The organism is Lachnoclostridium sp. An118 (genome assembly GCF_002160985.1).
GTDB classification, from domain to species: domain Bacteria; phylum Bacillota; class Clostridia; order Lachnospirales; family Lachnospiraceae; genus Claveliimonas; species Claveliimonas stercoravium.
Map to the genome: position 1 here is coordinate 348,527 of NZ_NFLQ01000001.1, position 19,788 is coordinate 368,314.

Annotated in this window: 14 protein-coding genes; 10 read left to right on the forward strand and 4 right to left on the reverse strand. The window is 55.8% G+C overall.

The features are described 5' to 3' along the window. Positions 1–75: 75 nt before the first annotated feature. The 10 genes from B5E62_RS01645 to recN are packed head-to-tail and all read left to right on the forward strand — an operon-like array spanning position 76 to position 8,968. Positions 76–459, forward strand: coding sequence for an Asp23/Gls24 family envelope stress response protein (locus tag B5E62_RS01645; protein ID WP_033125536.1), 384 nt, complete (start codon positions 76–78; stop codon positions 457–459). After that, on the forward strand, positions 460–858 hold the full coding sequence (gene nusB, locus B5E62_RS01650; RefSeq protein WP_087173000.1) for a transcription antitermination factor NusB: 399 nt from the start codon (positions 460–462) through the stop codon (positions 856–858). Positions 859–881: 23 nt separating this feature from the next. Then, on the forward strand, positions 882–2,117 hold the full coding sequence (gene xseA / locus B5E62_RS01655) for an exodeoxyribonuclease VII large subunit (protein ID WP_087173001.1): 1,236 nt from the start codon (positions 882–884) through the stop codon (positions 2,115–2,117). Next, positions 2,102–2,341: an exodeoxyribonuclease VII small subunit gene (xseB, locus tag B5E62_RS01660; RefSeq protein WP_087173002.1), complete on the forward strand. Its 240-nt coding sequence runs from the start codon at positions 2,102–2,104 to the stop codon at positions 2,339–2,341. Before xseA ends, xseB begins: the two co-directional genes overlap by 16 nt. Beyond that, complete coding sequence (locus B5E62_RS01665; RefSeq protein ID WP_087173003.1) at positions 2,328–3,233, forward strand: polyprenyl synthetase family protein; 906 nt, start codon at positions 2,328–2,330, stop codon at positions 3,231–3,233. Before xseB ends, B5E62_RS01665 begins: the two co-directional genes overlap by 14 nt. 12 nt (positions 3,234–3,245) lie before the next feature. After that, entirely contained in the window at positions 3,246–5,168 is a 1,923-nt protein-coding gene (gene dxs / locus B5E62_RS01670; protein ID WP_087173004.1) for a 1-deoxy-D-xylulose-5-phosphate synthase, read from the forward strand. Beyond that, complete coding sequence (locus B5E62_RS01675) at positions 5,165–5,974, forward strand: TlyA family RNA methyltransferase (protein WP_087173005.1); 810 nt, start codon at positions 5,165–5,167, stop codon at positions 5,972–5,974. The genes dxs and B5E62_RS01675 overlap by 4 nt, the downstream gene beginning before the upstream one ends. Before the next feature lie 3 nt (positions 5,975–5,977). Continuing rightward, a complete protein-coding gene (locus tag B5E62_RS01680) occupies positions 5,978–6,808 on the forward strand; it encodes an NAD(+)/NADH kinase (RefSeq protein WP_087173006.1) in 831 nt (276 codons plus the stop codon). Between the two features lie 4 nt (positions 6,809–6,812). Continuing rightward, complete coding sequence (gene argR / locus B5E62_RS01685) at positions 6,813–7,262, forward strand: arginine repressor (RefSeq protein ID WP_087173007.1); 450 nt, start codon at positions 6,813–6,815, stop codon at positions 7,260–7,262. Positions 7,263–7,288: 26 nt separating this feature from the next. Continuing rightward, entirely contained in the window at positions 7,289–8,968 is a 1,680-nt protein-coding gene (recN, locus tag B5E62_RS01690; protein WP_087173008.1) for a DNA repair protein RecN, read from the forward strand. Positions 8,969–9,496: 528 nt separating this feature from the next. Here recN and B5E62_RS01700 read toward each other — a convergent pair. From B5E62_RS01700 to B5E62_RS01715, 4 genes are read right to left on the reverse strand one after another with little or no spacing between them, the layout of a single operon-like run. Then, the gene (locus B5E62_RS01700) at positions 9,497–10,951 is read right to left on the reverse strand and encodes a glutamate synthase subunit beta (RefSeq protein WP_087173010.1); all 1,455 of its coding nucleotides are present in this window, start codon (positions 10,949–10,951) and stop codon (positions 9,497–9,499) included. 21 nt (positions 10,952–10,972) lie between these two features. Continuing rightward, the gene (gltB, locus tag B5E62_RS01705; protein ID WP_087173011.1) at positions 10,973–15,493 is read right to left on the reverse strand and encodes a glutamate synthase large subunit; all 4,521 of its coding nucleotides are present in this window, start codon (positions 15,491–15,493) and stop codon (positions 10,973–10,975) included. Between the two features lie 27 nt (positions 15,494–15,520). Then, entirely contained in the window at positions 15,521–17,101 is a 1,581-nt protein-coding gene (gene asnB / locus B5E62_RS01710; protein WP_087173012.1) for an asparagine synthase B, read from the reverse strand. 45 nt (positions 17,102–17,146) lie between these two features. Then, positions 17,147–19,240: a glutamine synthetase III family protein gene (locus B5E62_RS01715; protein WP_087173013.1), complete on the reverse strand. Its 2,094-nt coding sequence runs from the start codon at positions 19,238–19,240 to the stop codon at positions 17,147–17,149. Positions 19,241–19,788: the final 548 nt, after the last annotated feature.

Here is a 19,788-nt window from a genome sequence, read left to right on the forward strand (position 1 = left end):
TTTGCATATAAATTTGGTATAATGTATATTATTAATGTAATGTGAACAAAAAACTCACAGATGGAGGGCATTTTTATGGGAAAAGATGAGAGAAGTACCTATACAATAAAGGAAGATGAAAATCTCGGAGAGGTAAAGATCGCGGACGAAGTGGTTGCCATCATCGCAGGGCTTGCGGCCATGGAGGTGGACGGAGTGGCATCCATGTCCGGAAACGCCACGAGAGAGCTTATCAGTAAACTGGGCATGAAATCCTTGTCAAAGGGCGTGAAGGTGGACGTGCTGGAGGGGATCGTCACTGTGTCCCTGAAGCTGAACCTGAAATATGGCTACAATGTCATGGACATCTGCCAGAAGGTGCAGGAGAAGGTGAAGGCAGCCATCGAAAATATGACAGGCCTTACCGTTGCGGACGTGAATATCCGCATCGCGGGCGTGGATGTTCCGGAGGAAGCGTAAGTGAAGAGATCAGAGTCTAGGGAACATATATTTAAGATGGTGTTTGGCCTGGAGTTCAACACTGCGGATGAGATGCCCCAGCAGCTGGAGCTGTATTTTGACCAGCTTGAGGAGGCGAAGGAAAAAGACAGGGAATATATCCAGAAGAAAGCACAGGCTGTCGCAGAGCACAGGGAGGAAATTGATAAGCTTATCAACGAGCACACGACAGGCTGGAAGACCACCAGGATGAACAAGGTGGATCTTACGATACTGCGCCTGGCTGTCTACGAGATGAAGTGGGATGACGATGTGCCTGTGTCTGTGGCTATCAACGAGGCTGTGGAGCTTGCCAAGCGGTTTGGCGGGGATGAGAGTCCCTCTTTCATAAACGGCGTGCTGGCCAGGATCGCAGACTGAGACGAGAGGTGCATTGACAGATTATGGCGGGAAATGTATATACAGTAAAACAGGTAAATGCCTATATCCGGAATATGTTCACCCAGGATTTCATGCTGAACCGTATTTACGTCAAAGGTGAGGTGTCAAACTGTAAGTACCACACGTCGGGTCATATATATTTTTCATTGAAGGATGAGTCCGGAACGATTGCCTGTGTCATGTTTGCAGGGCAGCGTGGTGGGCTCTCTTTTCGTATGGCGGAGGGACAGCAGGTGATCGTCTTCGGCTCGGTCAGCGTGTATGAGAGGAGCGGCACGTACCAGCTCTACGCAAGGCAGATACGGCTGGACGGAGAGGGTGTTTTATATGAGAAATTCCAGGCTCTGAAAAAGGAGCTGGAGGAGATGGGCATGTTTGCCCCTGAGTACAAAAAGCCCATTCCACGCTTTGCCATGCGGGTGGGCGTGGTGACGGCATCCACCGGGGCGGCTGTGCGGGATATCATGAATATCAGCAGGAGGCGGAACCCCTATGTGCAGCTCATCCTCTACCCGGCCCAGGTGCAGGGGGAGGGAGCAAAGGAGAGCATTGTAAAGGGAATACGCATGCTGGAGCAGGCCGGCGTGGACATGATGATCGTGGGCAGAGGAGGCGGCTCTATCGAGGATCTGTGGGCCTTCAACGAGGAGGTGGTGGCCAGAGCCATCTTTGACTGCTCTGTGCCTGTGATCTCCGCGGTGGGCCACGAGACAGACACCACCATCGCCGACTTTGTGGCGGACCTGCGGGCCCCCACGCCCTCGGCCGCGGCGGAGCTGGCGGTGTGGGACATCCGGCTCTTTGACCAGCGCCTGCGGGAGACAGCCCTTCAGATGAACCGTCAGATGGACCGGGTGCTCCAGGTGGGCCGGCTGCGTCTCCAGAAATATGAGGCCAGGCTCCAGTATCTCCATCCCGGCAACAAGCTGCGGGAGAGGCGCCAGATGCTGGCAGACCTGGAGGACTCCATGAGGCGCGGCATGGAGCAGAAGGTACAGAGGGCAAGACATCAGCTTGCCATTTACATCGAAAAGATGCGGGGGCTCTCCCCTGCCGGAAAGCTGAACCAGGGCTACTCCTACGTGGAGAGGGAGTCCGGTGGCAGACGGGAGGCGGTAAAGAGCATCCGCCAGGTGGAAAAAGATATGGAGCTGCACATCTACGTCTCGGACGGAGTCATCCGGGCCAGGGCGGAGGAAGTGCGGGATGAAGGAGGGACACCATGGAAGAGAGAATAGAGGAGCAGGCAGTGGCTGGAGGAGAGGAGAAGACGCTGGAGCAGCTCTTTTCAGAGCTGGAGGCGGTGACCGGAGCGCTGGAGGAGGAGTCCTCCCTTGAGAAGTCCTTTCAGCTCTACCACAGAGGGATGGACATGCTGAAGGCGTGCAGTGACAGGATAGACAGAGTGGAAAAACAGATACAGGTTCTGGATGAAAAAGGAGAGGCCCATGAGTTGCAGTAGGACAGACTATGAGAGAGAGCGGGAGAGGAAGACGGAGGAGATAGAAGCTATACTCAGAAAGTATCTGCCTCCGAGGGAGGGGATGCAGAGGATCATCATGGAGGCTATGGAGTACAGCCTCATGGCAGGCGGCAAGAGGCTCCGCCCCATGCTGATGCGGGAGACCTACCTTTTGTTCGGCGGGGAGGGAAATCTGGTGGAGCCCTTTATGGCGGCCATGGAGATGATCCACACCTACTCCCTTGTCCACGATGACCTGCCGGCCATGGACAACGACGAATACCGCAGAGGGCGGAAGACCACCCATGTGGTCTACGGGGAGGACATGGGCATCCTGGCCGGGGACGCCCTGCTGAACTTTGCCTTTGAGACAGCCGCCTCGGCCTTTGAGCAGTATCCGGACAAGGCCCTTCTCATCGGGAAGGCCCTTCGGGTCCTGGCGGGAAAGGCGGGCATCTACGGCATGATCGGCGGCCAGGTCGTGGATGTGAAGGAGACGGGACATGCGGTTTCCAGGGAGGTCCTGGATTTTATCTATGAGTTGAAGACAGGGGCCCTCATCGAGAGCTCCATGATGATCGGAGCCATCCTGGCCGGCGTCTCGGACGAGGATGTGAAGAAGGTGGAGAGGATTGCCTCCAATGTGGGGTTTGCCTTCCAGGTGCAGGATGATATCCTGGATGTGACCAGCACCAGCGAGGTGCTGGGAAAGCCGGTACACAGCGATGAGAAGAATGAGAAGAGTACCTACGTGACGCTGGCCGGCCTCGAGGAGGCGGGAAAGCTGGTAGAGACGGCGTCCATGGAGGCTGTCCGCCTCCTGGGAGAGCTTCCCGGGGAAAACGGCTATCTGGCCTGGCTCATCGAGAAGCTGATCCACCGGGAGAAATAAGGAGCGACAGGTATGTTGTTAGAGCGGATCGAGAGAGAAAATGATGTAAAAAAGCTAAAGACCGGGGAGCTGGAGGAGCTGGCGGCGGAGATCAGGCAGTTCCTGATAGAAAAGATCAGCATGACAGGAGGGCATCTGGCCTCCAATCTTGGAGTGGTGGAGCTCACCATCGCCATGCACAGAGTGTTCCAGCTGCCGGAGGACAAGATGATATGGGATGTGGGACATCAGTCCTACACCCACAAGATACTGACAGGGCGCAGGGCGGGCTTTGACGACCTGCGAAAATACGGGGGCATGAGCGGATTTCCGAAGCGGAAGGAGAGTGCCTGCGATGCCTTTGACACAGGACACAGCTCCACCTCCATATCTGCGGGACTGGGGTACGTGCAGGCCCGGGACCTGCTGGGGGAGGACTACAGCGTCATCTCCGTCATAGGGGACGGCGCCATGACAGGCGGCATGGCCTACGAGGCCCTGAACAACGCGGCCCAGATCAAGACAAATTTTATCATCATCCTAAATGACAATGAGATGTCCATCTCGGAGAACGTGGGCGGGATGTCCGATTATCTGGCCAGGCTCCGGACAGCGGATCTCTATACAGGACTGAAAAAGGGAGTCACCAACACCCTCCACAGGATCCCTGTGGCGGGTGACTATCTCATCGAGCAGATCAGGCGGACCAAGAACAGCATCAAGCAGCTCGTTGTGCCCGGCATGCTCTTTGAGGATATGGGCATCACCTATCTGGGGCCCATCCCGGGGCACGACATTGCCCTGCTGTGCCGGGCCCTGCGGGAGGCGAAAAAGGTGGAGGGGCCTGTCCTCCTCCACGTCCTCACCCGGAAGGGAAGGGGCTACGAGCCTGCCGAGCAGGAACCTGCCCGCTTCCACGGGACGGGACCCTTCGATATCAAGACGGGAAAGCCCGTGTCAGAAAAGAAGAAGGATACATACACGGATGTATTCTCCAAGGTCATCTGCGATATCGGGAAGCGTGATCCCAGGGTGGCGGTCATCACGGCGGCCATGGCGGACGGCACCGGACTCTCCGAGTTCCGGCGCCGCTTCCCGGCGCGCTTTTTCGATGTGGGCATTGCGGAGGGCCACGCGGTCACCTTTGCAGCGGGACTGGCTGCGGGTGGCATCAAGCCGGTGTTCGCCGTGTACTCCTCCTTCCTGCAGAGGGGTTATGACCAGATCATACATGATGTGGGACTGCAGAACCTCCCTGTTGTCTTTGCAGTGGACAGGGCGGGACTTGTGGGCAGCGACGGAGAGACCCACCAGGGCATCTTTGACCTGTCCTACCTGGGCAGCATCCCCAACATGACAGTCATGTCGCCGAAAAACCGCTGGGAGCTGGCGGACATGCTCCGCTTTGCCGTGGACTACGAGGGCCCCATAGCGGTCCGCTACCCGCGGGGAACAGCCTACGACGGCTGCGAGGAGTTCCGGGCGCCCATCCGGTACGGGAAGAGCGAGGTCATCTACGAGGAGGAGAGCATTGCCATTGTGAGCGTGGGGCACATGTTTGAGGAGGCCCTGGAGACCCGCAGGCTCATCAAGGAGACCGGGTACAACTGCAGCCTTGTCAACGCCAGGTTTGTCAAGCCCATAGACAGGGAGATGATCGAGGAGCTGGCGAAGCGCCACAGCCTCATCGTCACCATTGAGGAGAATATTTTATGCGGCGGCTTCGGCGAACAGGTGGCAGAGTACGTGTCCGCCAACAGCCTTCCCGTGAAGGTGCTGAACCTGGCTCTGCCGGATGATTACATCGAGCACGGCAGCGTGGATGTGCTGCGCAGGGAGGTCCTTCTGGACGCCCCCTCCATGATGAAGCGCATCGTGACAGAGTATATACTCGCCTGTTCCAGGAGGACAGCAGGGGAAAAGAATGACAAAAAACAGACAGGAGAACAGCCATGAAAGAGCGTCTGGATGTATTGCTTGTAAAAAGAAATCTGGCCGGGTCCAGGGAGAAGGCCAAGGCCATCATCATGTCCGGCATTGTGTATGTGGACGGCCAGAAGGAGGACAAGGCCGGCACTACCTTTCCGGCGGATGTGCAGATTGAAGTCCGCGGTCACACCCTCCCCTATGTCAGCAGGGGAGGACTGAAGCTGGAGAAGGCGCTGAAATGCTTTGATGTGTCCGTGGAGGGAAAGGTCTGCACGGATGTGGGGTCTTCCACGGGAGGCTTCACGGACTGCATGCTGCAGAACGGAGCGGTGAAGGTATTTGCCATAGACGTTGGACGGGGACAGCTGGACTGGAAGCTGCGCCAGGACGAGCGGGTGGTCTGCATGGAGAAGACAAACATCCGTTACGTGAAGCCGGAGGACCTGGGAGAGCCTGTGGACTTCTCCTCCATTGACGTGTCCTTTATCTCTCTTTCAAAGGTGCTGGGACCCATCCGGGATTACCTGACAGAAAAGGGACAGATCGTGGCTCTCATCAAGCCCCAGTTTGAGGCAGGAAGAGAGAAGGTCGGAAAAAAGGGCGTAGTGCGTGAAAAGAGCACTCACCTGGAGGTCATCGACCAGGTCGTTTCCTACGCTGTCTCCATCGGCCTGCGGGTGCTGGACCTGACATTTTCCCCCATCAAAGGGCCCGAGGGAAATATCGAGTACCTGGTCCATCTGGAAAAGTGCGACCCGGCAGCGGCGGGACTGGAGGATAAAGTAGATATGGAAATGGTTGTGACAGAAGCCTTTGAGGCACTGCGAGGTTAGAAGATGGAACGGTTTTATATAGTGACAAATGACGGAAAGGACAGAGACGGGAAAGTCACGGACAGGCTCCGTCACATCCTGGAAGGCGCGGGAAAAACGTGCCTGTTCTCGAAAAAGGACAGCCGGAAAAATATCATCCGGGAGACAGTCCCGGACAATGCGGACTGCGCCATTGTCATCGGAGGGGATGGAAGCCTTATAGAGGTGGCCAGGATACTGAAAAGCGAGATCCCTATCCTGGGCATCAACATGGGAACGCTGGGCTATCTGACAGAGGTGGACCCTGCCAGACTGGAGGAGGCGTTGGCGCAGATTCTGCGGGGAGATTACTGCATCGAGAAAAGGATGATGCTGGAGGGACATTTCCGGGGAATGGAGCCGGATGTCGCCCTCAACGATATCGTGATATCCAGAAAAGGAAACCTGCGGGTCATACATTTTGACCTGTATGTCAACGGCTCCTATCTGAACTCCTATGAGGCGGACGGCATGATCCTGTCTACTCCGACCGGGTCTACCGCCTACAACCTGTCAGCCGGAGGACCTGTGGTGGAGCCGACAGCCGCACTCATCGTACTCACTCCCATCTGCTCCCACGCTCTGAATACCAGCAGCATTGTCCTGTCTGCTGAGGATGAGGTCATCATCCAGATCGGGCAGGGGAGGAACGGGAGAGAAGAGGAGGTGTTCGCCACATTTGACGGCGCGGATGTGGTGGAGATGCGTACCGGGGACAGGATCCTGGTGCGCAGGTCAGAACATGTGACAAAGCTGATGAAGCTGAGCAAGGTCAGCTTTCTCGAAATCATGCGCAGAAAGATGAAAGGAAACTAATACCATGAAGATCAACCGACATGCAAAGATCGTAGAACTCATCAAGAAATACAGGATAGAGACACAGGAGGAGCTGGCGGAATACCTGAACAGAGAGGGCTTTAAGGTGACACAGGCTACCGTATCCCGGGATATACGTGATCTGAAGCTGACCAAGGTACCCACAGATGACGGAAGACAGAAATACGCGGTGCACCAGAAGGGCGAGTCAGAGATGAGCGAAAAGTATATCCGCGTGCTCCGGGATGGATATGTCTCCATGGATATGGCCCAGAATATCCTGGTGATCAAGACGGCGGTAGGCATGGCAAATGCTGTGTGCGCTGCCCTGGACGCCATGAAGTGGAACGAGATTGTCGGGAGTGTGGCCGGGGATGACACGATCATCTGCGTGATACGCAGTGTGGACGAGGCCATCGCTGTCATGGATAAGATCAGCAAAATTATTTCTTAGTGGCTTTTGAGTGAGCAGGAGGCTGTATGTTACAGAATTTACATGTGAAGAATCTTGCCCTGATCGATGAGATAGAGATTGATTTCCAAAAGGGGCTGAATATACTGACAGGAGAGACCGGAGCGGGGAAGTCCATTATCCTCGGTTCGGTCAGCCTTGCTCTTGGGGGCAGGTACTCCACGGACATCCTGCGCAAAGGTGCCAGGTACGGATTCGTGGAGCTGACCTTTACAGTGGAAAATGAAGATCAGGAGGAAAAGCTTGGAAGGCTGGATATCTTCCCGGAGGAGGGGGCAGTGGTCCTGAGCCGGCGGCTCATGGAGGGCCGCAGCACGAGCAAGATCAACGGGGAGACTGTGCCCATTTCACTCCTCAAGGAGGCGGCAGGCATCCTGATCGACATCCACGGCCAGCATGAGCACCAGTCCCTCCTCTACAAGAAGAGACAGCTGGAGCTGCTGGATGCCTTTTCGTCCGGAGATATCCTGGACGCAAAGGAGAAGGTCCGCTCCTCCTTCCAGGAGTACAGAAAATGGAAAAAGGAGCTGGAGGAGGCCGACCAGGATGAGGCCCAGAGGGCAAAGGAGGCCTCCTTCCTGGAATTTGAGATCGGGGAGATCGAGGAGGCCGCTCTTGCGGACGGAGAGGATGAGGAGCTGGAGGAGAGCTACCGGCGCATGGTCAACAGCAAGCGGATCGTGGAGGGAGTCAGCGAGGCTCACGGCTATACAAGCGGGGCGGATGGCAGCGCCAGCGAGTGTCTCAGCCGGGCTGCCAGGTGTCTCTCTGAGGCGGCGGGACTGGATGAGGATGCCCGCCAGCTCTACGAGCAGCTCCTTGAGGTGGACAGCCTTCTGAATGATCTCAACAGAGAGCTGGCGGACTATGAGAAGTCGCTGGAGTTTTCCGACGAGGATTTCACCCGGACGGAGAACCGGCTCAATGAGATCAACCGTCTCAAGACAAAATACGGCAGCACGATCGGGCAGATCAAAGCCTACTGCGAGGAGAAAAGGAGCCGTCTTCTCGTGCTGAACGACTATGACCGCTATCTGGAGGAGCTGAAGGAGAAGTATGAGAGGTCTCTCAAGCATCTGGAGAAGAATACGACTGTGCTCACAAGGCTGAGAAAAGAGCAGGGTCTTCTCTTTGCAGAGCAGATCACAGAGGGGCTTCGGGACCTGAACTTTGCCGATGTCCGTTTTGAGATTGATTTTTCCAGCCTTCCGGAGTACACGTCAAACGGAAAGGACGACATCGCCTACATGATATCCATGAACCCGGGGGAGCCCTTAAAGCCCCTGGCCGAGGTGGCATCCGGGGGCGAGCTCTCCAGGATCATGCTGGCCATCAAGACGGTGATGGCGGACAGGGACGATATCCCCACTCTCATCTTCGATGAGATCGACGTGGGGATCAGCGGACGGACAGCCCAGAAGGTGTCGGAGAAGATGGCTGTCATCGGAAAGACCCACCAGGTCATCTGCATCACCCATCTGGCTCAGATTGCCGCCCAGGCGGACGCCCACTACCTGATCGAGAAGACGGTGGAAGAGGGCAAGACCCACACGGATATCCGTCAGCTCTCGGACAAGGAGTCGGTGGAGGAGCTGGCAAGGATACTGGGAGGCGCGAAGATCACAGACGCGGTCCTGGAGAACGCGAGGGAGATGAAAGAGCTGGCCCGCGGTGGAAATAAAGAATGATCAGCGGGTTTTCGGCTTGGACAAGATTGTTTAAATAAAAAGTTGACAATAATTATTATGCAACATAAAATAGAGATAGGTCGAAAGACCAGAAAAGAAGCATTGCATAAGAGTGGCAAAAGGATGTGGCGGCCTTCATTTCATTCTCGATTGTTTCCAATCGAAGAAAGGAGGTGCCTATGGATCTGTTTGTAGTATTCCTGGCGTTGGCAGTCAGTGCAGTATTTCAAATAAATCTGCTGGATACTTTCGCTGTATTTGAGGTTACATACAAAATCATTTGTTTGTCTTTCCTCATATACAGGAAAACAGTATCCCGGCAAAGGAAAACGCCCATCCGCTCTGGCAAGCGTGATGGGCGTTTGCGTCACAGACGCAGATAATTAATCACCTTAAAGAGTTGCCACATCGGTTTTGATCCGATATGCAATGCTTCTTTTCATCTTCAGTATAGTAAGAAAATTATCTTTTGTCAATGTGTTTATGGAAACACTTTTTTGAATATCTGTCATTTCCTGACAAGGCAGCTTACATATTCGTATACCCCATCAGGTACTCATCCACTTCCCGGGCGCACTCCCGGCCCTCCGCGATGGCCCAGACGACGAGGGACTGACCTCTGTGCATATCCCCTGCGGCGAACACCTTCTCTGTGTTTGTCCTGTAGGAGGAGGGGGCAGTGGCGGCCACGCCTCTTGGAGTAAGGTCAAGCTGGAAGGCGTCTGACACATAGGACTCACATCCGGTAAAGCCTGCCGCGATGAGGAGAAGGTCTGCCTCCAGTATCTCTTCACTTCCCTCTACCTCTGTCATTTTCCCGTCCTTGAAGGCAAGCTTCACCGTTTTCACTCCTGTGAGCTGGTTTTTGTCGTCTGTCAGGAACTCCTTGATGGTCGTCTCGTAGATCCGGGGATCGTGGCCAAAGCAGTAGATGGCCTCCTCCTGCCCGTAATCGGTCTTGCAGATTTTGGGCCACTCCGGCCAGGGATTGGATGGGGTGCGCTCATCCGGGGCCTTGGGCATCATCTCGATCTGTGTGACAGAGGCGCAGCCCTGGCGGATACAGGTACCCACGCAGTCATTTCCAGTGTCTCCTCCGCCCACGATGATGACCTTTTTATCCTTTGCGGATACCCAGGGGGTACCGTCCAGCAGATGCTTTGTGGCCTTTGTGAGGAAGTCCACGGCAAAGTAGATGCCCTCCGCCTGGCGGCCCTCACCGTTTAAGTCCCTGGCTCTCTTGGAGCCGCAGCACAGGATCACAGCGTCATACTCCTCCAGCAGCTTCTGGGCCGGGATGTCAGCGCCGATGTTGGCGCCGGTCACAAACTCGATGCCCTCTGCGGTCATCAGATCCACGCGGCGCTGTACGATGGATTTGTCCAGCTTCATGTTGGGGATACCGTACATGAGAAGGCCTCCCACGCGGTCCTCCCTCTCAAACACAGTCACATGGTGGCCTCTCTGGCCCAGCTGGTCGGCGGCTGCCAGGCCGGCGGGACCGGACCCAACTACGGCCACCTTCTTTTCCGTGCGCACAGCCGGGATCCGGGGCTTCATATTTCCCTCGGCAAAGCCGGTCTCTATGATGAAGAGCTCATTGTCGCGGATGGTGACCGGATCGTCGTTCATGCCGCACACACAGGCCTTTTCGCACAGAGCCGGGCAGACTCTCCCGGTAAATTCCGGGAAGCTGCTGGTCTTGCGCAGGCGGGAGAGAGCTTGGGAGTAGTTGCCGTGGAATACCTCGTCGTTCCACTCCGGGATCAGATTGTGGAGCGGGCAGCCTGTCACCATGCCCTTCAGCTGCAGTGCAGACTGGCAGAAGGGGACGCCGCAGTTCATGCATCGGGCCCCCTGGAGCCTTCTTTCCTCAGGGGAAAGAGGGGGATGAAATTCATTGAAATTCTTGATGCGCTCCTCCGGAGCACAGGATGAATTATCCACTCTTTTATATTCTAAAAAACCAGTTGGTTTTCCCATAGTCAGTCTTCCTCCTTTGGACTATTTCTGGATCTCATAAAATGCTTCAAGCGCCGCGTCTTCATGGGAGAGACCCTTCTCTTCGTACTTGCTGATGGCGTGGAGCATGCGCTGGTAATCGTTGGGAAGGATCTTCTTAAATCCCGGCAGATAATCTCCGAAATGCTCCAGGATATCCTTTGCGAGAGCGGAAGAGGTCTCCTTCTCGTAATCCTTCAGTATATTTTTCAGCTCGGCAATGTCGTGCTTTTCCGTCACCTCAGACATGGTCACCATATCCTTGTTCAGCTTTTTGTAGAGCTGATGATCCATATCCAGCACATAGGCTGTGCCGCCGCTCATGCCTGCGGCAAAGTTTTTGCCTGTCTTTCCAAGGATGACCGCGCAGCCTCCTGTCATGTATTCCAGCCCGTGGTCGCCGCAGCCCTCGGCCACCGCTGTGGCGCCGGAGTTGCGGACGCAGAAGCGCTCGCCGGCCACGCCGCAGACATAGGCTTTTCCTGATGTGGCACCGTAGAGGGCCACGTTTCCGATGATGATGTTTTCAGAGGCCTTAAAAGTGCTGTGTTTGGACGGATACACGATCAGCTTTCCGCCTGACAGGCCCTTGCCGAAGTAGTCGTTGGCGTCTCCCTCCAGCGTCAGGGTCAGACCCTTGGGGATAAAGGCGCCGAAGGACTGCCCGCCGCCTCCGGTGCAGTGTACCTTGAAGGTGTCGTCCTTGAGTGTGTTCTTGAAGGCGGCCGTGATCTCGGATCCCAGGATGGTTCCCACAGAGCGGTTCACGCTGTTCACGCGGATGCTCTCGCTGTGCTTCCTGCCGCTCTTCAGAGCCTTCTCAAAGCGGGGCAGGAGAATGGCCTCGTCCACGGTCTTCTCCAGTTCAAAGTCAAAGACATCCTCCGGGTTGAAGTGAACTGCGCTGCCCTCCGGGGAGGAGCAGAGGATCCTTGAGAGGTCTACCTTTTTCGCCCTCGGGATCGTACAGTTCTCCCTCACCTTCAGACATTCCGTGTGTCCCACCATCTCAGAGAGAGTGCGGAAGCCAAGCTTTGCCATGATCTCCCGCAGCTCCTGGGCCATGAAGAGCATGAAGTTCATGACATACTCCGGTTTGCCCTTGAAGCGCTTGCGCAGGCACTCGTTTTGGGTGGCAACGCCCACAGGGCAGGTGTCCAGATTGCAGACACGCATCATCATGCAGCCCATGGTCACAAGGGGAGCGGTGGCAAAGCCGAACTCCTCAGCGCCAAGCAGGGCGGCAATGGCCACATCCCGGCCGCTCATGAGCTTGCCGTCTGTCTCGATGACTACACGGCTTCTCAAGTGGTTCTGGATCAGCGTCTGGTGTGTCTCCGCAAGGCCCAGCTCCCAGGGAAGTCCCGCGTGATGGATAGAGCTCTGGGGCGCAGCTCCTGTACCTCCGTCGTAGCCGGAGATGAGCACAACCTGGGCGCCTGCCTTGGCCACGCCGGAGGCGATGGTGCCGACGCCTGCCTCGGACACCAGTTTGACAGCGATCCGGGCCTTTCTGTTGGCGTTCTTCAGGTCATAGATGAGCTGCGCCAGATCCTCGATGGAGTAGATATCGTGGTGCGGCGGAGGGGAGATCAGGGACACGCCTGGGGTAGAGTAGCGGGTCTTTGCGATCCAGGGGTATACCTTCTTACCGGGCAGATGTCCGCCTTCTCCGGGCTTTGCGCCCTGGGCCATTTTGATCTGGATCTCCTTTGCGCTCACCAGGTACTCGCTTGTGACGCCAAAGCGCCCTGAGGCCACCTGCTTGATGGCGCTGTTTTTCTCCGTTCCAAGGCGCTCCGGCTTCTCGCCGCCCTCGCCTGAGTTGGACTTGCCGCCCAGCCGGTTCATGGCAATGGCCATGCACTCGTGGGCCTCCTCGGAGATGGAGCCGTAGGACATGGCCCCTGTCTTAAAGTGCTTGACAATCTCAGAGGCGGGCTCCACCTCGTCGATGGGGATGCCCCCGTCCTCCGGGAACTGGAAGGCCAGAAGACCCCGCAGGGTGTGGGGACGGGTCTCGTCGTCCACCATGGCCGTATATTCCTTAAACCTGTCATAGTCGCCGTTCTGTGTGGCCTGCTGGAGGGCGATGATGGTGGCGGGATTGTAGAGGTGGTCCTCCTTGTCCTCGCCGCTTCTCAGCCTGTGGAAGCCGGTGCTGTCCAGCGTGGTATCCACGCCCAGGTCCAGCGGATCAAAGGCCTTGTTGTGGCGGGCGATCACGTCGTCATTGATGTCCTTCATGCTGATGCCGCCCACCCGGCTGACTGTGTTGGTAAAATACTTGTCTATGACCTCTCTGCTGATGCCCACAGCCTCGAAGATCTGGGCAGACTGATAGGACTGGAGGGTGGAAATACCCATCTTGGCCGCGATCTTTACAATGCCGTGGAGCACAGCCTCGTTGTAGTCGTGGATAGCTGTGTGGTAGTCCTTGTCCAGGATGCCCTTGTCGATGAGCTCCGCAATGCACTCGTGGGCCAGATAGGGGTTGACAGCCCGGGCGCCGTAGCCCAGGATGGTGGCAAACTGGTGCACGTCTCTTGGCTCGCCGCTCTCCAGGATGATGGAGACAGCGGTCCTCTTCTTTGTCCGGATCAGGTGCTGCTCCATGGCGGAGACAGCCAGGAGAGAGGGGATGGCCACATGGTTCTCATCCACGCCCCGGTCGGAGAGGATGATGATGTTGGCTCCCTTTGTGTAGGCCCGGTCGCAGCTCACAAAGAGCTGATCCAGCGCCTTCTCCAGGGACGTGTTCTTGAAATAGAGCAGGGATACTACCGCACTCTTAAATCCGGGCCGGTCCAGGGACTTGATCTTCATCATGTCCACGCCGGTGAGGATGGGGTTCTTCACCTCCAGCACCGTACAGTTGCCGCTCGCCTCCTCCAGCAGGTTTCCGTCTGAGCCGATGTACACGGTGGTGTCTGTGACGATCTCCTCCCGGAGCGAGTCAATGGGCGGGTTGGTCACCTGGGCAAAGAGCTGTTTGAAATAGTGGGAGAGAGGCGGATGCTTCTCGGACAGCACAGCCAGGGGAATGTCGGTTCCCATGGAGGCCGTGGCCTCGGACCCGTTTGTCGCCATGGGAAGGAGCACATCCTTCACATCCTCGTAGGTGTAGCCGAAGACCTTGTAGAGCTGATCCCTTCTCACCTGACTGTGGACCGGCACCTTCTTGTTGGGAACCGGGATGTCCTTTAAGTAGAGCAGGTTCAGGTCCAGCCACTCGCCGTAGGGCTGGCGGGTGGAGTAGTACTCCTTGCACTCCTCGTCGGAGATGAGCTTTTTCTTCTTCGTGTCCACGAGGAGGATCTTTCCCGGCTGCAGTCTGGATTTCTCCACCACGTGCTCAGCCGGGATGTCCAGCACGCCCACCTCTGAGGAGAGGATGAGATGCCGGTCGTCTGTGATGTAGTACCTGGAGGGGCGAAGTCCGTTCCGGTCCAGGACAGCGCCCAGGATATCCCCGTCTGAGAAGAGGATGGCCGCAGGGCCGTCCCAGGGCTCCATCATAGTGGCGTAGTAGTGGTAGAAGTCCTTCTTCTTCTCATCCATGTACCGGTCGTGTCTCCAGGGCTCCGGTATGGTGATCATGACGGCCAGGGGAAGATCCATGCCGTTCATGTAGAGGAACTCCAGAGTGTTGTCCAGCATGGCGGAGTCGGATCCGCTGCTGCCGATGACCGGGAGCACCTTGTCGATGTCGTCGGAGATGACAGAGGAGTGCATGGTCTCCTCCCTGGCCAGCATGCGGTCCGCGTTGCCCCGGATAGTGTTGATCTCCCCGTTGTGGAGGATCAGGCGGTTAGGGTGCGCCCGCTCCCAGCTGGGCGTCGTGTTGGTGGAGAAGCGGGAGTGGACCATGGCGATGGCTGTGCGGTAGTCCGTATCCTGCAGGTCATCGTAGAAGCGGCGGAGCTGTCCCACAAGGAACATGCCCTTGTAGACGATGGTCCGGGAGGAGAGGGAGGCCACGTAGGTGTCCTCGCAGCTCTGCTCAAACTCTCTTCTTGCGATGTAGAGGCGGCGGTCAAAGTCGATGCCCTTTGGGCAGTCCTTTGGCCTCTCCACAAAGCACTGCATGATGTAGGGCATGCGCTCTCTGGCGTAGTCGCCCAGTATCTCCGGGTGGACCGGCACATTTCTCCAGCCCAAGAGCTTAAGGCCGCCCTTCTCCAGAATGACCTCAAACATTTTCCGGGAGAAATTCCTCTTCAGCGTGTCCTGGGGGAAGAAGAACATGCCCACGCCGTAGTCACGCTCGTCCCCCAGAGTGATGCCGATCTGTGCGGCTGCCTTGGAAAAAAAAGAGTGGGAAATCTGCGTCAGGATTCCCACTCCGTCACCAACCTGTCCAGTAGCGTCTTTGCCTGCGCGGTGTTCCAGTTTTTCTACGATCGTAAGGGCGTCATCCAGGATCTTGTACTCCTGGATGCCGTCGATACTGACAACAGCTCCGATGCCGCAGGCATCGTGCTCAAAACTGCTCTGATATAAATTTTGATTTTCCTGGTTCATATGAAAACTCCTTTCGTATTGCGGGCTTTACACGCCGCTTGCTCCGTAGTTGGAGAGTACTCTTGCGGAAGGATCGTCCACATCGCAGCCCTCCCACTCCCTGTTGGGCATCCAGAAGTCCACGATCATCTCGGACTGTCCGGGATAGTACTTCTCGAAGATCTCCCGGTACAGGAGGGACTCCTTTGTGAAGGGAGCTGCATGTGTATATTGTTTCCGTTTTTCTTCAAATTCTTCATCGGAATAGCAGCCCTCTGCGTATTCCTTCAGATAGTCCACCATGGAGTGGCCCACTGCGTCGGAGAAGGCAGCCTTCTCCCGCATCAGGATGTCGTGGGGGAGATAGTCGCCCTCAAAGGCATGGCGGAGAAGATATTTTCCTTTGTTGTAGATGTTCATCTTCTTTGCCGGGTCCACGCTCATGACGTAGGATACAAAATCCAGGTCGCCAAAGGGGACACGTGCCTCCATGGAGTTTACGCTGATGCACCGGTCTGCCCGGAGCACGTCATACATGTGGAGCTCATGGACTCTCTTGACGGACTCCTTCTGGAAGGCCTCCGGTGAGGGAGCGAAGTCTGTATATTTGTAGCCAAAGAGCTCGTCTGAGATCTCGCCTGTCATGAGGACACGCACGTCCGTCTTCTCGTGGATGGCCCTGCAGAGAAGGTACATGCCCATGGAAGCTCGGATGGTGGTGATGTCAAATGTGCCGAGAGCCTTGATGACATCCGGCAGGGCGTGAAGGACATCCTCCTTTGTGATGATGACCTCTGTGTGGTCGCTTCCGATATAGTCAGCCACTTCCTTCGCGTACTTTAAATCAATGGCGTCCTCGCTCATGCCGATGGCAAAGGTGCGGATGGGGCGGTCCAGGATGCGGGCCGACACAGCGCACACCAGAGAGGAGTCCAGGCCTCCGCTCAAGAGGAAGCCAAGGGGAGCGTCCGCGTCCAGTCTCTTGCGGATGCCCTCCACCAGCTTGTCGTGGATGTTCCTGCAGACCTCCTCCGTGTCATCCGTACAGACAGAGGAAACCTCTGTGATATCGCGGTAGCAGATGAATTCCCCGTCCTTGTAGTAGTGTCCGGGCGGGAAGGGCATGATCTTGTCAGTGAGTCCTACCAGGTTTTTTGCCTCACTTGCGAAAATGGCGGCGCCATTTTTATCATATCCATAGTAGAGTGGACGGATGCCGATGGGATCCCTGGCTGCTATGTATGATTTTGTGTCGCCGTCAAAGAGGATGAGAGCGTACTCTGCATCCAGCATGCCAAACATGTCTGTCCCGTATTCCTTGTAGAGGGGGAGAAGGAGTTCGCAGTCGCTGTCACTCTTAAAGGTATAGCCTTTCTCCTCCAGCTTTTTTTTCATTTTTCTGAAGCCATATATTTCTCCGTTGCATACAAGGGTATGACCGCAAAGGGAGAAGGGCTGCATCCCTTCTCCTGTAAGTCCCATGATCGCAAGTCTGTGAAAACCGAGAAGGCCGAAGCCGGTATCGATGATCCGGCTGTCGTCCGGTCCTCTCGAGATGGTGCGGTCAAATCCCTCCTTGAATAGATCGTGATCGGCACTGGGTGAACAGTACCCCATGATTGAACACATAGATGTTACCTCCGGGATTTGATTTTTATAAACAAGGCGCTCTGCCTAGATGATGCCAAAGAGCAGCTTTCCGTAAGTCGGGAATGGCCATACAGATGTGTCTGTCATGGTCTCCAGCAGGTCCACGTCGCCGCGGAGGGCGTCCATGGCCGGGATGACCATATCTCTGTAGTAGAAGGCCTCCTTCTCGAAATCGGAAATGGTGCCTGCCTCGCTGACAACCCTTTTCAGTGTCTCCAGCTTCTCGTAGGCGGAAGCAGTGAGAGAGGAGATCTTCTTGACTGTGCTGTATTCATAGGATGTGTCGATCTCAGCTCCGAGAGAGCGCTTTGCGAGTACAGTATCCGTGAGTGAGTGTGCGTATCCACTGACTGCCGGGAGGATATCCCGCTCAGCCATCTCGGCCATGGTCAGGGCCTCGATGTGCAGCACCTTCACGTAATTTTCCATCATGATCTCATAGCGGGACTGCATTTCTTCCTCGCTGAACACCTTGTGGGAGGTGAACAGCTTCACGTTCTTCTCGTGGAGGAAGCAAGGCAGTGCGTCCGGCGTGGTGCGCAGGTTCAGAAGTCCTCTCTTTTCGGCCTCCTCGAGCCATGCGTCGTCGTAGCCGTTTCCGTTGAAGATGATCCGCTTGTGGTCCCGGATCGTATCCCGTATCAGGTCGTGGAGGGCGGTCTCGAAATCGTCCGCGCTCTCCAGGATGTCGGCGAACTGCTTCAGCTCTTCTGCCACCGCTGTGTTCAGGATCACGTTGGGGCCTGAGATGGAAGCGGAGGAGCCCAGCATGCGGAACTCAAATTTATTTCCGGTAAAGGCAAAGGGTGATGTCCTGTTCCGGTCTGTGGAGTCCTTGGGGAACTTGGGAAGAACGTGTACGCCGACACGCATCAGCTCTTTTTCCTTTCCGTCGTAGGACTCTTCGTTTTCAATGGCCTTGAGGATTTCGGTCAGCTCATCGCCAAGGAACATGGAGATGACTGCCGGCGGCGCCTCGTTTGCCCCCAGTCTGTGGTCGTTTCCGGCTGAAGCGGCGGACAGGCGCAGGAGATCCTGGTACTCATCCACAGCCTTGATGACCGCGCAGAGGAAGAGGAGGAACTGGGCGTTCTCGGAGGGCGTGTCGCCGGGCTCAAGGAGATTGATGCCGGTGTCCGTGGAGATAGACCAGTTGTTGTGCTTGCCGCTTCCGTTGATGCCCTCAAAGGGCTTCTCGTGGAGAAGGCAGACAAGGTCGTGCTTCTTGGCGATCCGCTGCATCAGCTCCATCATCAGCTGGTTGTGGTCTGTGGCAATGTTGGTAGTGGTGAAGATGGGCGCCAGCTCGTGCTGTGCGGGAGCCACCTCGTTGTGCTCTGTCTTGGCCAGGATTCCCAGCTTCCAGAGTTCTTCATTGAGTTCCTTCATATATGCCTGGACGCGGGATTTGATGGTGCCGAAGTAGTGGTCCTCCAGTTCCTGGCCCTTGGGAGCGGGTGCTCCGAAGAGGGTCCTGCCTGTGTAGATCAGGTCTTTTCTTTCCTCATAATACTTTTTATCTACCAGGAAATATTCCTGCTCCGGGCCTACCGTTGTCTTTACGGATTTCACATCCTCATTTCCGAAGAGATGCACAACCCGGAGAGCCTGGCGGTTGATGGCCTGCATGCTCCGCAAAAGAGGCGTTTTCTTGTCGAGCGCGTGGCCGCTGTAGGAGCAGAAGGCCGTGGGGATGCACAGGACACCGTTCTTGATGAAGGCGTAGGCTGTGGGGTCCCAGGCTGTGTATCCTCTGGCCTCAAAGGTGGCCCGAAGTCCTCCCGACGGGAAGGAGGAGGCGTCCGGTTCACCCTGCACCAGCTCTTTGCCGGAAAATTCCATGATGACTTTTCCGTCCACATCCGGGCTGATGAAGCTGTCGTGCTTTTCGGCTGTTATGCCTGTCATGGGCTGGAACCAGTGGGTGTAGTGTGTGACTCCCTTTTCAATCGCCCAGTCTTTCATGGCGTTGGCGACTACGTTGGCAATATTTATATCCAGGCTCCTTCCGTCTTTCATCGTGCGCTGAAGCTGCCGGAAGGTCTCCTTGGGAAGACGTTCCTTCATGACAGACTCATCGAAAACCATTGAACCAAATTTCTCTGCTGCTGTACTCATGACTCTCAAACTCCTTTTCATTTTTATTTCAATCTGAAGTGTGCGGCTTCGGCCGTCAAGGCAAGTAAAAAAAGAGCGGCAGTGGAGCTCCTCCATCCCGATATAGCCAGTCTCAGGGTGAAAGGGCGACTCCATTGCCGCGTGCACAAAGTAAAAGAAAAAACGGCGCACAGAAAAAAGGGGTATTTCTGCGACGCCGTTGCCGTTCTTTGCATAAGACTATACTGCCGTGATACAGATTTGTCAAATGTTTTTTTGTATTTATTTCCGTACAATCCGCCCGGCGGACCTGACAGAAGTTGACATGGAAAAGGAAATCCGCTATATTTTCTACTGTAAGGATATGGAGGGCAAAGGCGTTCATCTGAGTCAGGGAAGGTTTTCATACTGTGAAAGCTTTCTCTCTTGGAAGACGCCTTTTTATCATATGTAAAGTCCAGCTAAGAAATGTCAAGAGGTGATATAAAAAAAGTTAAATTTGTTACAACAGAGCAAAAAAGGCAACCTTAACAGACCATTCCCCGATATAGGAGTGGTCAGGAACTAAA

What these genes read in the sequence shown, in the direction of transcription:
- B5E62_RS01645 (WP_033125536.1), top strand. Translation starts at nt 76, where the DNA reads ATGGGAAAAGATGAGAGAAGTACCTATACAATAAAGGAAGATGAAAAT.
- xseA (WP_087173001.1), top strand. Translation starts at nt 882, where the DNA reads ATGGCGGGAAATGTATATACAGTAAAACAGGTAAATGCCTATATCCGG.
- xseB (WP_087173002.1), top strand. Translation starts at nt 2,102, where the DNA reads ATGGAAGAGAGAATAGAGGAGCAGGCAGTGGCTGGAGGAGAGGAGAAG.
- B5E62_RS01665 (WP_087173003.1), top strand. Translation starts at nt 2,328, where the DNA reads ATGAGTTGCAGTAGGACAGACTATGAGAGAGAGCGGGAGAGGAAGACG.
- dxs (WP_087173004.1), top strand. Translation starts at nt 3,246, where the DNA reads ATGTTGTTAGAGCGGATCGAGAGAGAAAATGATGTAAAAAAGCTAAAG.
- B5E62_RS01675 (WP_087173005.1), top strand. Translation starts at nt 5,165, where the DNA reads ATGAAAGAGCGTCTGGATGTATTGCTTGTAAAAAGAAATCTGGCCGGG.
- B5E62_RS01680 (WP_087173006.1), top strand. Translation starts at nt 5,978, where the DNA reads ATGGAACGGTTTTATATAGTGACAAATGACGGAAAGGACAGAGACGGG.
- argR (WP_087173007.1), top strand. Translation starts at nt 6,813, where the DNA reads ATGAAGATCAACCGACATGCAAAGATCGTAGAACTCATCAAGAAATAC.
- recN (WP_087173008.1), top strand. Translation starts at nt 7,289, where the DNA reads ATGTTACAGAATTTACATGTGAAGAATCTTGCCCTGATCGATGAGATA.
- B5E62_RS01700 (WP_087173010.1), bottom strand. Translation starts at nt 10,951, where the DNA reads ATGGGAAAACCAACTGGTTTTTTAGAATATAAAAGAGTGGATAATTCA.
- gltB (WP_087173011.1), bottom strand. Translation starts at nt 15,493, where the DNA reads ATGAACCAGGAAAATCAAAATTTATATCAGAGCAGTTTTGAGCACGAT.
- asnB (WP_087173012.1), bottom strand. Translation starts at nt 17,101, where the DNA reads ATGTGTTCAATCATGGGGTACTGTTCACCCAGTGCCGATCACGATCTA.
- B5E62_RS01715 (WP_087173013.1), bottom strand. Translation starts at nt 19,240, where the DNA reads ATGAGTACAGCAGCAGAGAAATTTGGTTCAATGGTTTTCGATGAGTCT.